Below are 15,193 nucleotides of genomic sequence, written 5' to 3' on the forward strand. Positions count from 1 at the left end.
CAAGTGCCAAAGACATGCAAACCCATTGTTATAGACTGGAGCTTCGGAAGGTAGGCACCTTTGCCCTATCTCTTCTGATGATTGGGCTCCTCTTTTCCTCCTGCGCTTCTCGTAAGGATGTAGCCTACGTACAGACCCCGGAGCAGGTGATGACCGTGGCCTCCAATGGTCTGCAAGATGCACGCATCCGAGCCAAGGACTTGCTCACCGTCACGGTGGAGTCCTCCAATCCTGAGGCTGTGGCTGCCTTTAACGGCATCTACTGGACTCCCAATCAGCAGTACAGCACTTATGCTCAGCAGGCGAGGACTTTCCTTGTGGACAATGAGGGAAATGTGGAGCTGCCGGTGGTAGGCCTAACCCACGTGGGGGGGTACACCATGCGTGAGGCAGAGAGCCACCTCAAGGAGATACTCAAGAAGTACATCACCGACATCTCCTCGGTCAATATCAAGATCCAAAACTACAAGTACTCCGTGATCGGAGAGGTGAGACGCCCCGGGACCTTTACCTCCGAGAATACGAAGGTCTCGATCTTTGAGGCGCTGGCCAATGCCGGAGATATGTCCATCCAGGGTGTCCGCACGGAGGTGAAGCTGATGCGCGAAAATCCGGATGGTCACCGCGAGATAGTGACGCTCAATCTGCAGGACCCTAACATCCTCTCCTCACCCTACTACTACCTGCAGCAGGGGGACGTGGTCTACGTGCAGCCCAATGATGCTGCCGCCCAGAGTGCCAATATCGGTGCTGCGACAGGCATCATCTTCAGCATCGCATCGCTGACCCTCTCCGTGGCCAATATCCTGATCAGTCTACTCGTGAAGTAATAGGCATGAACCCATACGACAGCTCCACCGGAGCACCCTCCAATACCCCTCTCGCTGAGGAAGCAGGTCAAGACGAGCAGGAGCTTGACCTCTCCACACTCCTGCTCTCATACCTGAGCCACTGGCCGCTTTACCTCCTCTCGCTACTCCTCTGCCTGATCCTGGGGTGGCTCTTCATCACCACCTCCCGACCGAAGTACAGAGTGGCGACGACCATTCTCTTCAATGACCCACAGGACGGGAAGGGAAGCAAATATGCCTCCGCCATGGGGGAGCTGGACCTCGTCTCCATCGCGACCGGCGGGCTCAATCTCAATGTAGATAACGAGATGCAGCTGATCCAGTCACGCGAGATGCTGCAGCAGACGATCAAGGAGTCCCACTACTTCCTTGACTTCTCGAGCCGGCATGGTCTCCGGACGCAAGTGTACTGGAGAGACCTCCCGGTATGGGTCACGATGGAGCCCTTTGACAAGCTCGATCAAGTCAAGGAGCCTCTTGAGTATACGCTGACATACTCCTCCGACGGGATGACCCTCACAGATAAGGCTACCGGCGAGACCAAGGTCATCAGTCAGCTACCGGCGACCGAGGTGACCGAGTATGGTATCCTCTCTCTTCAGAAGGGCGACAGCTTGGCTCTGGAGCATAAGATGCCGGAGGAGCTCACGATCATCATCCACTCTCCGCTCGCTATGGCAGAGCAGATGACCCACGGGCAGGTCTCTGTTGAGCGTGTGGAGAAAAATAGTAATGTCTCCTCTCTCTCCATCCTCGCCGACAACCGCCAGAAGGGCGAGGACTTCCTCACCAAGCTGGTAGAGGTCTACAATCGTATGCGCGCCATCGATAAGAATGCGGCAGCACAGCGGCAGTACGACTTTATCAATGAGCGTATCTCTCTCATCAGCCAAGAGCTGGGAAGCGTGGAGTCTAATCTTGAGTCGGTCAAGAAGTCTCAGGGCGTCACCAGCTACGAGGACCTCGGCGTCGTTGTGCAGAGTAGTGCCAAGCTCACAGAGGAGGTGTCGCGGATCCAGACGCAGCTCAAGGTGGTGGACCACCTGATCTCCTACGTCAGAGCGATGGGGCAAAATGAGTACAGCCTGATCCCTGCCTCGCTCGGTGTGGAGGATGCCTCACTCAATAGCGCCGTCAACCAGTACAATACGATGGTCCTCGAGCGAAACTCTCTCGTAGCCTCCGTCAGTCCCGAGCACCCGAGACTCAGGGCGCTTGAGAAGGATCTCGGGACCACTCGTGAGGGTCTCGTACGCGTGGCTGACGTGACCCGTCAGGGACTGCAGATCCAGTACGAGGGACTCAAGAGTATGAAGGGAAGCCTGCAGGGAAAGATCTCGCAGGCGCCCACCTTTGAGCGCATCACCACCGACATAGAGAGGCAGCGGACCATCCGATCCAATCTCTACCTCATGCTCCTGACGAAGCGCGAGGAGACCTCTATCTCGCTCGCCGCATCGCTGGAGAGCGCAAAGTTAGTCGACCCGGCTCTTGCCGACTCCAAACCCTCGCAGCCTAAGAAGCCTATCGTCTACCTCGCTGCCCTGATACTTGGTCTGCTCCTACCGACGATCTACCTCTACCTGAGACGGCTGACCCGGACCTCGATCCGCACGGAGGATGACATTCGTCGCCACTCCACCCTCTCTATCCTCGGCAGCGTGCCTCATATGTCTGATGATCACTTCGGAGACCAGACCGGTGAGATCGTCGTCAAGACTCGAGACAGCGATGTGATGACGGAGGTCTTCCGCACCCTGCGTACCAACCTCAATTTCGTCACCGGCAACAAGCGCCCCCTTGTCCTCCTCGCCACCTCTACGGTACCGGCAGAGGGTAAGACCTTTGTTGCCTCCAATCTCGCTGTCTCCCTATCGGCTCTTGACGAGAGGGTACTCATCGTCGGCCTTGACCTTCGTAACCCCCGCCTGTCGAGGACCTTCAAGGGGCAGCACATCCACGACCGCCACGACACCACTCACGATCACACTCATGGGATGAGCGAGATCCTCAATGACCCCACACTCGACCCGATGGACTTCGTGATGGATATGCCCGACTACCCGGGGCTGTCGGTATTGCCGGCCGGGAAGATCCCGCCCAACCCCTCAGAAATGCTCTCTCGCCCACGCTTGGATGAGGTGATTGAGACGCTGAGGGACCACTTCGACTACATCATCATCGATAGTGCGCCCTGCGGTCCGGTGGTCGACACCATCATCCTGAGTCGCATTGCAGATGCGACCATGTATGTCACCCGCTACCGCAAGACGGACAAGCGCGACCTCGAGTACATCAATTACCTGTCCGATGCCGGCAAGCTCCCCAATGTCTCCATTGTCCTTAATGACGTCAAGGTAGATACCAAGGGGCTTAAGAAAGGCTACGGCTATGGTTACGGCTATGGCTATGGCTATGGCTACGGCTACAGCGGTAATAAGAAGTCCTCAGACCACCGGAAGTCTTGAGCTAACCTACCGATAGATCCATATCACATCGGGAGCCGCACCGCTATCAGCGATGCGGCTCCCGAAGCGTAGAGACAGATCCCACCATGCGACTGAGGGGAGGAAAAATAGAGCGAGGGCTGCGCCACCGGTGATCCCGGGTAAGCGCAGCCCTCGCTCTTTGGATTGGGAGGTATGATCAGAATTCGTAGCCGACCATCACGAAGAAATTAGCATTCTTCGGCGTGCCGGTGAGTGTCTTCGTATCCTTCAGCTGGTTCACGAAGCCGTACTGACCGCCCACCGTAAGGAGGATGTCCTCGTACTTCAGACCGATGTTGGCAATGAGACCGCTGTCGATGCGACGAAGCTCACCATCTTTCCCGAAGGAGTCGTGCTTCTCCGTGGAGCTACTGCCTGTCCCATTTTTCCCATAGAGACCGATGCCCAGGTAGGGGCCGAAGCCCAGGGTCACATCAAGATCGTCAGCCACCTCGCGACTGACGCAGAGAGTCACGGGGATGTCGAGGTAATTGAGATCATACGAGAGCGCCTTGTCGGCAGTCTTCGTGTACGCCTCACCCTTCTGCGAGAAGAAGACTCCCGGACGGATGCCAAAGTCAAAGCCCTTGTACTCGTAGACCTCAAAGTTTGCGTCCACTCCCACGCGGACGCCCGAGTGAAGCGAGCGAGTAGCACCGGGATAGGCGGTGAAGTCCTTGAGGAAGCTCCCCTGATATCCGACATGGACAGCAACGTCCACATCCAGGTCCCACTCCTTCTCCTCCTGTGCGTTCGCCGGCAGCGACAGTGCCAAGGCGGATAGTGCCGCAAGAGCACCGATGATCATCTTTTTCATATCTATTTACTGGATAAAAACAATGATTATTCCGGGCTCAAAGGTAGCGAAAATACATCCCTTACTCCGACAGCACCATCAGCTCCGCCCCGGAGGCAAAGTCGGCTCCACTCTGAGAGGAGAGGGCGGTGAAGCGCACGTAGCGCGCCTTTACCGGGTGAGAGAGGCGGAGGGTCTGCCTTGACGTTGACCGCTCCATGGTGCCACGTGCCACCTCCTGCCACGTCTCCCCGTCGCTGCTGACGGAGAGAGCATAGTCGCGTATGTCGCCATTGGTGCTTCCGTCCTGCCGTGGCAGATAGGTAACGCCGGCAATCGTGCGCTCCTCACCACAGTCGAGCGCCACCCAGTGAGGGTAAGCGGCGACGGTGACGGAGTACATACTGTGCCAGATCGTGGAGGGATCGCCATCGAGCAGATGGGCAACGCTCCCGGCACCGCTCTCCTCGGAGGAGACACCGCTAATGGTCACGGGGATTGTCGTGATCCGCTCGTACCGATGCTCCGTGACGATCCAGTCGCTCCCCTCGGGCCACGCACGGACCACGCCTCCCTCACGGAGGTCAAAGGGTCGCTCGTACCGCACCGCCGGCTTGCCGTTGATCGAGTAGCGGATGGGCGACGAGCCGGAGAGCGTCACGAGACCGGTCCCGCTCCGCTGCATCGTCACGGGCAGAGCGGTCGGTGTGGCAACCACACCCGTTGCACCCAAGGGGCGGAGCTGGAGCGTCATCGTGTGGGGGCCGCCCATCACCCGATCCTCTGTCAGCGGACCGCCCTGACCGCAGGAGTTCCCCCCCAGGCCGGTGACGGCGAGATCCATATGGACATACGTCCCGTCAGACTGCGGGAGCTGGTAGGGGTGGGGCGCCATCGCCAGCTGCATCTGACTGTATGGCAGCACGCTCATACTCCCACCATTAGCGCAGATCACCAGCCCGGATTGCCCGGAGGCATCCGTCAGGCGACCGTACCGCACGCCCTCCCGATTGCCCATACTCTGAGGCTTGGGGAAGGGGACAAATTGCTCCGCCACGCTGCTCGAGTACTCCCCGAGGAAGGCACCGGTCTCCCGGTCGGCATAGTTATTCCACGGACCGCGACCGTAGTAGGTGTAGCGGTCGAGCTCGCGCGGTAGGCGCATCGAGAAGCCTACCCGGGCAAGGGCCAGAGAGGGCTTATTGCTCTCCACAGAGGCGCTGAGGGTGATCGTCCCATCGGGACTGACGGTCCAGATGTAGGTGGAGGAGAAGGTGCAGTCCTCGGGGCCAAAGGGCTTCTCCGGATGATCCTTGAGCTCAAAGCGCCCGCTCACCCCGCCACTGAAGTCGGTGCCGTAGGGCGCCCGGCTCTCCACCCGGTAAAGGAGTGAGATGGAGCCGTCGGCATTGGGATGCACGGTGCGTGAGAGCACCCGGTGGCGGAGGTTGTGGAGACCATTAGCAAACCATGCCGTAGAGGCCCAGTTGTCGTTATCCGTCGGGGCGCGGAAGGGATCCAGTCGCGGACCATTGCCGGCGGAGATCACCTCCCGACCACCATAGACAAGGCGGTCAATCGTACCCTCACGGTCGTCGAAGCGAACCGAGAAGCCCTCACCGGAGATCGTATTATCGTCGCCGAGAGTCAGCCTGACCTCTCCGTCAAAGCTCTTTGCCGAGGGGGTCACCGGGCTCAGCTCCAACTGCTCTGCCATCTGCACATAGCCCGCCTCGGCCCAGGGTGTCTCGTATCTCTGTCGCAGCCGGATGGTGACGAAGTACTCGTGGTCTCGAGAGGTGTCCTTGCGGCTAAAGGGGAGGGTCACCACCGCAGCCTCGCGCGGAGCGATGGAGGGCATCTCGACCCGCTCCGTACGTATCTCCCGTCCGTCCTCCAGCAGTGCCGCCTCTAAGTAGAGGTCATTGAGAGTGGTGAAGTACCGCTTATTGAAGATCCTCACCGTCCCCTCCTCTGCCAGTGCCTCGTCACTGATTTGCACGTCCTGGTAGACCTTCCGCACCTCGTAGTAGGCGGGCTTCGGCTCGTGGGTCGGCAGCAGGATCCCATTCATACAAAACATCCCGCTATTGGGCTTGTCGCCAAAGTCCCCTCCATAGGCGAGATAGCGGTCGCCGGTCTCAGGATCGGTCGTCCAGAGTGCCTGATCCACCCAGTCCCATATTGCACCGCCCATGAAGAAGTTGGTGCTCTCGATCGCCTCCCAGTAGTCGACGAGGTTGCCCACCGCATTGCCCATACTGTGGGCATACTCGCTGACGTGGAAGGGGTACTTCAGATTATACTTCCCCTGTACCGCCTCCCGCATCCAGGCGATGGAGGGGTACTGATTGGAGCCTATGTCGACGATGTCGTTATTCCGCTCGTACTGCACCGGGCGAGATTGGTCAAAGGCCTTGATCGCATCGTAAGCGGCGACGAAGCACTTCCCCGGCCCCGCCTCATTGCCGAGCGACCAGATCAGGATCGAGGGCTCATTGACATGCGCAGCCACCATATTCATCGTCCGCTGGACCGTCGCATTGGTAAATTCCGGCACGTGCGACAGCGATGCTTCGCCGTAGTAGTAGGCGTGGCTCTCGCAATTGGCCTCATCCTCAAGGTAGAGCCCAAAGAGGTTGCAGAGGTAGTAGAATATCGGAGTATTGGGATAGTGCGAGAGGCGGACGTGATTGATATTCCCCCGCTTCATCAGCATGATCTCGTCGATCATCTGCTCTCGCGTGATCGTATTACCGGTCTCGGGGTTGATCTCCTGGCGATTGACCCCCTTGAGCTTGATCGGCTTCCCATTGAGGTAAAAGTAGCGCCCAGCGAGGCCAAACTCATCCTCCTCTGCGGGCGTATCGCGGATCTCAATTTTCCTAAATCCCGTGATCACCGAGAGGGTCTGAGCCACTCTCCCGCGCGGGTCAAGGAGCTCGCCCACCAGCGTGTAGAGGTGCGGTCGCTCCGCCGACCAGAGGTCGGCATTGCGGAGGGAGAGGGTCGTCTCGGTGACGGAGGCCTCGCCCCGTGGTGTGCCGGGGAGGTCGGTCGTCACGACGATGCCGGTATGGCTATTCTTCTGGCTGTAGAGCTCGTTACGGTAGAGTGAGTAGCGGATGCGCCACCCCTTTGCCGTGCGAGCGGAGCGGTTTCGCAGCTCCGTCCGGATATGGAGCGTCCCATCCCGATAGCTCGCATCGAGATTGGGCGTCACGGCGATGTCCCGCACGGCGACGGAGGGGCTGCTCGTCAGGTAGACCGACCGGTAGATCCCCGGCAGGCGCCACATATCCTGCGCCTCGAGGAAGGAGCCGTCACTTGAGCGGTACACCTCTACCGCCACCGTATTTACCCCCTTGCGGAGGTAGTCGGTGATGTCAAAGGTGGCGGTGGAGCGGGAGTCCTTGCTGAAGCCGACATACTTGCCATTGATCCAGAGGTAAAAGAACGAATTGACCCCATCGAAGTGGAGCTCCACCCGTCGGCCGCCCCAGTCTGCCGGGACTGTGAAGTCCCTCCGATACGAGCCCACCTCGTTGCGATCCTTATAGGTGGTCCAGTCGGTCGGGGGCGTGCGCATCACCCCGCCCCGCCAGTCGCCGGGCGTAACCGTGTGCTTAAAGATGTAGGGCTGATTGCAGTAGATCGGCGTGCCGTACTTCAGGGAGCCGTCGGGCTGGATCCCCGCCACACTCCAGCAGGAGGGCACCGTGATCTCATCCCAGCGGGAGACGTCATACCCGGGTCGGTAGAAGTCTCTCGGTCGCTCACCGGGGTTGCCGACCCAGTGGAAGCGCCACATACCATCGAGCGACTCGTAGTAGGTGCCCGGTGTCTCCGGGAGGTACCGGCGGGCGGCATCAACGCTCTTGTAGGAGAAGAAGTAGGCCGCCGGCTGCTCGCGATTGAGCCCCAGCCGCTCGGGTGACTCCCACTCGGAGCCTTCGGGAGCCGGTGTGGTGCCGTACTCATAGCCGGCAATGGGGTGCAGGATCTGCGCCTGACCGATCAGCTGTAGGCAGAGGAGCGCAAGCAGGGATAGGGTAAGTCTCTTCATCGTAAGATAGTGTTGGATGGGTAAGCACACTCCGCAAGAACTTATGCTAAAGGCTCCTCCGGACAGCTCGTTGTGATGTAAAGATACCCCTATTTCCCCACAGTTGCCATTTTTTCTCAGAATGTCGGTAGGAGAAAAAAGGAGCGAGATGGTCATCTGACCGCCTCGCTCCTTTTTTATGCTTTCGTACTCAGCGGATCAGAAGGTCCACTTGGCAGCAATGGTGGGACGGACGTGGAAGGCCTCCGGGAGGAGGGTATTGTATTCCATCCTTAGCTCGGTACCGATAGAGAGATTGAGCTCATCCGGCACGCCGACAAATTGGTTTACATTGCACCACACCTGCGGCTCAGCGCGGAAGATCACCCGACGGCGAGCCTCATCGGCACCGAGGTTAGTCCGGAGGACGGCGAAGCCGCGGATGGTCCAGACGCGATTCCAGCTGGTCCAGGCGGCATCGCCCCAGAGCTGGAAGTTGTGCGGCTTCTCGTAGCCAAAGTCATACCGGTAGCTCGGAGCCACGGTGAGGTCAACATACTCGTTGTGGAAGCGGTAGGAGATACCGGAGGAGATGGCGTGGGTGCGGTCGGCCATATAGCGCATGGCGCCGTGGTACTCGAGGCGAAGGGCAAGGGGAGCGTCGACAAACTTGATGTCCCTCTGCAGGCGGGCATCTAAGTCGTAGAGCCGCTCGGAGGCGGGATTGAGCCGGATGTAGCCATAGTTTCGTCCCCACTTGTCGTAGGAGAGGTGACCGAGCTTGATGAGGATCGGCTTCTCTCCCGAGAGGTCGTTGTAGATGTGTCGCCCAAAGTCGTAGTGGATCTCAGCCGTGGTCTGTGCTGTCGCGGTGAGGGTGGTGAGGAGTAGCGCCGACGCAAGTGCCGGCAGGAGTTTCTTCAGTAGTGTCATATATTACTTATTACGGATGATATACTCGCCGATCTGGATGGCATTGAGAGCCGCGCCCTTGCGGATCTGGTCTGCCACGCACCAGAAGGATAGGCCATTGGGGTCCGTGAGGTCCTGGCGGACACGACCGACGAAGACCTCATCCCTCCCTGAGAGGTCGAGCGGCATCGGGTAGACCTGCTGTGCCGGGTCGTCCATCAGTATGCAGCCCTCGCCTGTGCGGAAGGCCTCCTGAGCCTCCTCCGTCGTCATCGGCTGCTCCAGCTCACACCAGACCGCCTCGGAGTGGGCGCGGAGTGCCGGTACGCGGACGCAGGTGGCGCTGACGCGTATGTCGGTCCCCATGATCTTGCGGGTCTCGTTGTACATCTTCATCTCCTCCTTCGTGTAGCCATTCTCCTGGAAGACATCAATATGAGGGATAAGGTTAAAGAGCAACTGGTGGGAGAATTTCCTCACCTCCAGCGGCTTCCCCTCAGCGTAGTCGTGCGCCTGCTGCTCCAGCTCTGCGATCCCGCTCGCACCGGCACCGCTGGCGCACTGGTAGGTGGCGACGTGGACACGGCGAATGTGCGTCTTGCGCTCAAGGGCCTGCAGGGGTACCACCATCTGGATGGTGGTGCAATTGGGGTTGGCGATGATCCGCCGGGGAGCCGAGAGGGCGGCAGAGGCATTCACCTCCGGCACCACGAGCGGCACATCCTCGTCCATGCGGAAGGCACTCGAGTTGTCGATCATCAGGGCGCCATGCTTGGTGATGGTGGAGGCAAAGGCCTTAGACGTGCCTGCCCCGGCGCTGACGAAGGCGATATCAATGTCGCGGAAGGCATCGCCCTCCTCAAGCAGCTCAACGGTCACCTCCCGCCCCTTGACGGTGTAGGACCGCCCGGCACTGCGCTCTGAGCCGAAGAGGCGGATCCGGCCGCACGGGAAGTCCCGCTCCTCGACCAGCTTGATCAGCTCCTGTCCCACGGCACCACTGGCGCCGACGATTGCTATATTCATACTATTCTTTCCTTTATCGTGACTGAGGGCAAAGGTACCTTTTTTCGCGTATCCTCAGAGACAGCACGAGACGAAATGTCGTATCGATCATTTCGTCTCGTATAGTCATGTAGCCGCTATGTGACCTTAGGTCACGGCTTGACGAGCTCCAGCTTATCGTCTCGCAGACGCATTTTTATGTCAATATCCTCCAGGGGGAACTCCTCGCGATCATTCTTACGGGTATAGGTAAAGTCCCCGCAAGTCACCTCTTTTAGGATCATATGAGGGTCCCCATAAGAGAGAGGTGGTCTGGGTTCATCGTTATAACGATATTCAAAAGTACACGTGAAACGAATTTCAGAGGCTTGATTTCGGAGAGTAAAATGTGACGTAAAACGATCACGATCGGTTAAACGCACATCACAACTGATCGGACCCTCAGGAGGAGCACTGTACATGACTTTTACCACTCCTTCCTTCATTATCTCATTAGAGATCTGTTTCAACGAAATGGGAGAATTGCTACTGTTTTCAATAATTTCAATAGCTCTCAGATTCACCTCTTCTCCCTCTTGCGGGATGATCCACAGATTAATGCGTCCGAAATATGCCGCTCCAATGAACGTTCGACACTCCGGCTTACTCCCTTTCCCATAACAGCTCGTAAGTGCAAGGGAGAGGATAATGAATGTGACTATAACAGCTATGTCACATATAGTCTTTCTCTTTGCCATAGGAGTACTAATTACTTTAGTGTTGGGGATATTCGGGAGAGGTGTAATACCGTAAGTTGGTATACATCATCGGGTAGAGTTTAAAGTATTTCTTCCCTTCTTGTATTGATGTCCAGATATAATCATCGGCTGAATACCAGCCGTTGCCTTTATTCGGTCCCCATCCCCAATTCATATATAGGCGATCATCATACTCTGTCCATGACTTGATCTTGATGAAGAGGAATTTCTTTGTGACCTTGAAAGACTGTTCGTAATACCCATCGCAGAACCATATATGTCCCTTGCTGGGGTCTCTCAAATCATTTGCACCAATTAAAACGCCTCGACTAACATCAAAAAGCGTAGGACCATAAATCTGATCCTTGTAGCTCATGTTTTGGTAAAGGGTCTCAAAGTCATATGGATGGAGCTCTGCCTGGCGGAAGCCAAGCTTTTTTAATCCTTCAAGAATATCTAGAGCGTTGGCGGCGCTTTCGGCCCCCGGCCCTGCCCCCCACCGATAATTCGGAATGCTGTCAGCTATCTGCTTTAGCGCCATAGATACTCTCTTCCCATCCTCGTTATCCATAGTTGCGCGCTCAGCGTGGTACGGAATGTTTGGGACCATGACTTGCTCCCTTTTGCTTAAATCGCGATGAGCACAATCAAAAAGGAGCATACCGATGGCAAGGGCAGGACAGCCTATAGCCGCTTGGTTGGGAGCATAAGTATTGAAGGTCCCAAACTGACACCAATTGACTAGCTTTTCTCCTGTGTATGGATGGATAGCCTTCTTCCCGGTCGAGTGCTTGCGCATAGCTCTTAGCCGAGAGGTTGGCACTTCAGACGTGGGCTCAATCTCGTATTGGTAATCGGGATTGCCGATATCTTTCCAGTCGTTGTAGTAGTCTAGGTTCGCACGATCTGGATTTTCCCTTTGATCTTTAGCCCGCTCTGCCTCCGACATAATGACAAGCCATAGAGGGTTCTCTTCATCTATGTCGCTGAAGCGGAGTTCCCCGGCATCAGAGTGTGCAATGATCGGGAAACCACCATTATTGGAGGAGAGGAGTACATACCCCTTTTTGTCCCTATAATTGACTGCATAGAGAAGCGTGTCGTTGTTCTCTACGTAATAGTCGACGAGTCCGATCTGACGATCCAGATCTGCAGCTCGTAGCTTGTTTTCGGGTGTTGAGGCCGCTGTCATTTCCTCTCCAAAGAGCTTGACATAAGCAATGGCCTGATCCGGAGTCATCTTTATTGACTCAACGTCTGACGACTCTGATGCCTCCCTATGTGCGTCAGGGGCAGATGGTAGCTCAGATTTGCAACCAAAGAGCAGCAATAGAGACACGATAAAGCCTCCTATGAGGTGACCGTTTTGCTGAAGCGATGTTCTCATTATGAAAGACAATATATGATGAATAAAACAATAGGTTTTGTGTATCTAAAACAAAACCATTCAGGCATTAGTAACCATCCCAACTGGTACCCAAATGTACCAATGTTGTTCAATATTCACAAAACAGCTCCACTTAATGTTTTTAGCCGACAATTGCCTATTAAATAACAGGCAATGATTGATCAAATGTCCGATTTTCCTACGACTTCCGTCGCTCCAGCGTGGTGAAGGTGTAGGGAAAGGCGTTGGACGGGTCGGCGGGGTGCGGCTCCTCTCGGACCAGCTGCCACTCCGCCGGATCGATGTCGGGGAAGTGGGTGTCTGCACCGGGGAACGTATGGTCCACCAGTGTCACATAGAGCCGGTCCGCTCGGTCAATCAGCTGCTCGTAGATCTGCCGACCGCCGATGACGAATATCTCGTCCGCCCCCTCAGCGAGGCGGAGCGCCTCCTCCACCGAGTGCGCCACTACAGCTCCCTCCTCCACGGTGTAGTCGCGCCGGCGGGTGAGGACGATATTCAGCCGTCCCGGCAGCGGTCGGCGAGGGAAGGACTCGTAGGTGGTGCGCCCCATGAGGATCGGGTGCCCCATGGTGGTCTCCTTGAAGTGGCGGAGATCCCCCTTCATACTCCGCCCCCAGGGCATGTCGCCCGCCTGCCCGATCGCTCCGTCGCTGTCCATGGCGACGATGAGGGAGAGGGTGCTTGTCTTGCTCATACAGATACTTTGCCTGATATGTGTGGCCAGGGATTATAGTCCTCCAGCGTAAAGTCGTCGTAGGTGAAGTCCTCGATCCTCGTTACGCCCGGTCGGAGTCGCATCGTCGGCAGGGGTCTCGGCTCGCGCGTGAGCTGCTCCCTGACCTGGTCAAGGTGATTGAGGTAAATGTGTGCGTCGCCAAAGGTGTGGATAAAGGTGTCCGCCTCCAGCCCTGTCACCTCCGCCACCATCATCAGCAGGAGGGCGTAGGAGGCGATGTTGAAGGGCACCCCGAGGAAGAGGTCAGCACTCCGCTGGTAGAGCTGGAGGGAGAGCTTCCCGTCCGCGACGTAAAATTGGTAGAGCACGTGGCACGGTGGCAGCGCCATCCGGTCGATCTCCCCCACGTTCCACGAGTTGACGATCATCCGCCGGCTGTCGGGAGTCTTGCGGATCATCTCGATCACCTCTGCCAGCTGGTCGTGCGTCTCGCCCCCGGCATCGAGCCAGTGTCGCCACTGAGCACCGTAGACCGGCCCCAGGTCGCCCGCCTCATCGGCCCACTCGTTCCAGATCCTGACGCCATGCTCCTGCAGGTACTTCACATTCGTCTCGCCCCGGATAAACCAGAGCAGCTCGTAGATGATGCTCTTCAGGTGGAGCTTCTTCGTCGTCAGCAGCGGGAAGCCCTCGCTGAGCGGGAAGCGCAGCTGTGCACCGAAGAGACTGATCGTGCCTGTGCCGGTGCGGTCCTCTTTCCGGTGTCCCTCATCCAGCACCTTTTGCAGTAGATCGAGATACTGTCTCATGGCTCCTCCGTCGTCGTGGTACTCTGTGAGCGGAGGGGCGTCTCGCTCCCGCCACTGCTGACGAGGCGACAGCCCATGCTCGCATCGGTGACGAAGCCGATCATCGTCACGCCCTCCAGCCCCTCGATCAGCTCCTTGTCGGTGAGGGGAAGGGTAAAGAGGAGCTCGTAATCCTCACCGCCATTGCAGGCGATCGCCGTGGGGTCCAGTCCCAACGTCTCCGCCTGCTGTCGCGTCTCCGCAAGGATCGGCAGTCGCTCCTCATAGATCCGGCAGCCGACGCTCGAGAGGTCGCATAGGCGAAGGAGATCGCCCGCCAGCCCCTCCGTCACCTCCGTCATCGCCGAGGGACGTATCTCGGTCCCAATAGGTGACGGGCTGAGGTCGTGACGCGCCACGGGGCGCATCTGGCGGGAGAGGAAGTAGGCCCCACCGCCAAAGTCCGGTGCATAGTCCTCCTGCCCCATCCGGTCAAATACCTGCTTCTCCCGCTCCAGCATCGTCAGTCCGAGGAAGGCGGCACCCAGGTCGCCCGTGACGCAGATCAGGTCATTGGCCTGCGCCGTGTCGCTCCGCAGGTACCGCCCGTGCTCCACGCTCCCCACCACGTGGGTCGAGAGCATCAGCCCGGTACGTGACGAGGTGAAGTGGCAGCCCATCAGCCCACAGCCGTAGGTCTCGCACGCCTCGCGGATGCCACTCATCAGCGCCTCCACATCCTCCACTTGAAACCTCGCCGACAGCCCCACCGACACCTCGACGCCCTCCGCCCTGCCGCCCATGGCGACGATGCGGGAGACCCCCTTGGTGACAGCCTTGAAGCCGAGATACCTGAGGGGGAAGTAGACGAGGTCAAAGTGGACCCCCTCCAGCATCATGGCCGAGGCGGAGATCATCTGACGACCCTCGCCCGGCTCCAGCACCGCGGCATCGTCTGCCGGGTCGGTCAGGAGGGGAGAGGAGACGGGGGCGGGACGGAAGGACCTCAGGATCCTCTCCCTCAGTCCTGCCGGTCCTATATTAGCTATTTCCATACGCAACGCAATTCTCTATTCTCACAAAGTTACCTTTTTCCCCACCAATCCCCGACGCGTCCCCTCGTCCATCCGGACCGAAGTGGCGGGATGGGCTTGGATATGTGCGGGATAAGTCGTACCTTTGCACCACAAAGCAAGGGAGGAAAGCATATCGCGGGGTGGAGCAGTGGTAGCTCGCTGGGCTCATAACCCAGAGGTCGCAAGTTCGAATCCTGTCCCCGCAACTACCGGAGTACGACTATCTTCTATGAGGATGGTCGTACTTTTTTGTCCCCTAAGGGGCCGACCTGATAGGGAGGATAAAAGTCGGCATATCCTCCTAAGAGATACAGCCCCGAGCCCCTACCCCTTGGACCGGCGCCCTGAGGGCTCCTCCACAGCCCACTTTTCTTTTACCGATATTAGAGTTCACTAATACCGATATT

11 protein-coding genes and 1 tRNA gene are annotated in these 15,193 nt (G+C 57.8%); 3 read left to right on the forward strand and 9 right to left on the reverse strand.

Going from position 1 to position 15,193, the window contains the following annotated elements; genetic code table 11:
- Positions 1–14: 14 nt before the first annotated feature.
- Together HMPREF2890_RS02395 and HMPREF2890_RS02400 are read left to right on the forward strand one after the other, a co-directional pair.
- A complete protein-coding gene (locus HMPREF2890_RS02395; RefSeq protein ID WP_070464783.1) occupies positions 15–830 on the forward strand; it encodes a polysaccharide biosynthesis/export family protein in 816 nt (271 codons plus the stop codon).
- A gap of 5 nt (positions 831–835) precedes the next feature.
- On the forward strand, positions 836–3,319 hold the full coding sequence (locus HMPREF2890_RS02400; protein ID WP_070464788.1) for a polysaccharide biosynthesis tyrosine autokinase: 2,484 nt from the start codon (positions 836–838) through the stop codon (positions 3,317–3,319).
- A 178-nt stretch (positions 3,320–3,497) separates the two neighbouring features.
- Here HMPREF2890_RS02400 and HMPREF2890_RS02405 read toward each other — a convergent pair whose 3' ends face one another.
- The 9 genes from HMPREF2890_RS02405 to thiL form a co-directional block, all read right to left on the reverse strand.
- On the reverse strand, positions 3,498–4,157 hold the full coding sequence (locus tag HMPREF2890_RS02405; RefSeq protein ID WP_070464792.1) for an outer membrane beta-barrel protein: 660 nt from the start codon (positions 4,155–4,157) through the stop codon (positions 3,498–3,500).
- A gap of 61 nt (positions 4,158–4,218) precedes the next feature.
- Positions 4,219–8,202, reverse strand: a complete 3,984-nt coding sequence (locus HMPREF2890_RS02410) for a glycoside hydrolase family 2 TIM barrel-domain containing protein (RefSeq protein ID WP_070464795.1) — start codon at positions 8,200–8,202, stop codon at positions 4,219–4,221.
- A gap of 198 nt (positions 8,203–8,400) precedes the next feature.
- A complete protein-coding gene (locus HMPREF2890_RS02415) occupies positions 8,401–9,114 on the reverse strand; it encodes a DUF5020 family protein (protein ID WP_070464799.1) in 714 nt (237 codons plus the stop codon).
- Positions 9,115–9,117: 3 nt separating this feature from the next.
- Complete coding sequence (locus tag HMPREF2890_RS02420) at positions 9,118–10,119, reverse strand: aspartate-semialdehyde dehydrogenase (protein WP_070464802.1); 1,002 nt, start codon at positions 10,117–10,119, stop codon at positions 9,118–9,120.
- Positions 10,120–10,250: 131 nt separating this feature from the next.
- Positions 10,251–10,835: a hypothetical protein gene (locus tag HMPREF2890_RS02425; protein ID WP_070464805.1), complete on the reverse strand. Its 585-nt coding sequence runs from the start codon at positions 10,833–10,835 to the stop codon at positions 10,251–10,253.
- 16 nt (positions 10,836–10,851) lie between these two features.
- The gene (locus HMPREF2890_RS02430; protein ID WP_148130653.1) at positions 10,852–12,222 is read right to left on the reverse strand and encodes a Spi family protease inhibitor; all 1,371 of its coding nucleotides are present in this window, start codon (positions 12,220–12,222) and stop codon (positions 10,852–10,854) included.
- Positions 12,223–12,421: 199 nt separating this feature from the next.
- The gene (locus tag HMPREF2890_RS02435) at positions 12,422–12,940 is read right to left on the reverse strand and encodes a dihydrofolate reductase (RefSeq protein WP_070464811.1); all 519 of its coding nucleotides are present in this window, start codon (positions 12,938–12,940) and stop codon (positions 12,422–12,424) included.
- Positions 12,937–13,731, reverse strand: a complete 795-nt coding sequence (locus HMPREF2890_RS02440; RefSeq protein ID WP_070464813.1) for a thymidylate synthase — start codon at positions 13,729–13,731, stop codon at positions 12,937–12,939. The genes HMPREF2890_RS02435 and HMPREF2890_RS02440 overlap by 4 nt, the downstream gene beginning before the upstream one ends.
- Positions 13,728–14,765 carry a thiamine-phosphate kinase gene (thiL, locus tag HMPREF2890_RS02445; protein WP_083289748.1) on the reverse strand — a complete coding sequence of 346 codons (1,038 nt, stop codon included), beginning with the start codon at positions 14,763–14,765 and terminating at the stop codon, positions 13,728–13,730. The genes HMPREF2890_RS02440 and thiL overlap by 4 nt, the downstream gene beginning before the upstream one ends.
- Positions 14,766–14,920: 155 nt before the next feature.
- Between thiL and HMPREF2890_RS02450 the strand changes: the two genes are divergently transcribed.
- Positions 14,921–14,992: transfer RNA gene (locus HMPREF2890_RS02450), tRNA-Met, on the forward strand.
- Positions 14,993–15,193 lie beyond the last annotated feature (201 nt).

The sequence above is a fragment of the Porphyromonas sp. HMSC065F10 genome, assembly GCF_001808555.1.
GTDB lineage: Bacteria > Bacteroidota > Bacteroidia > Bacteroidales > Porphyromonadaceae > Porphyromonas_A.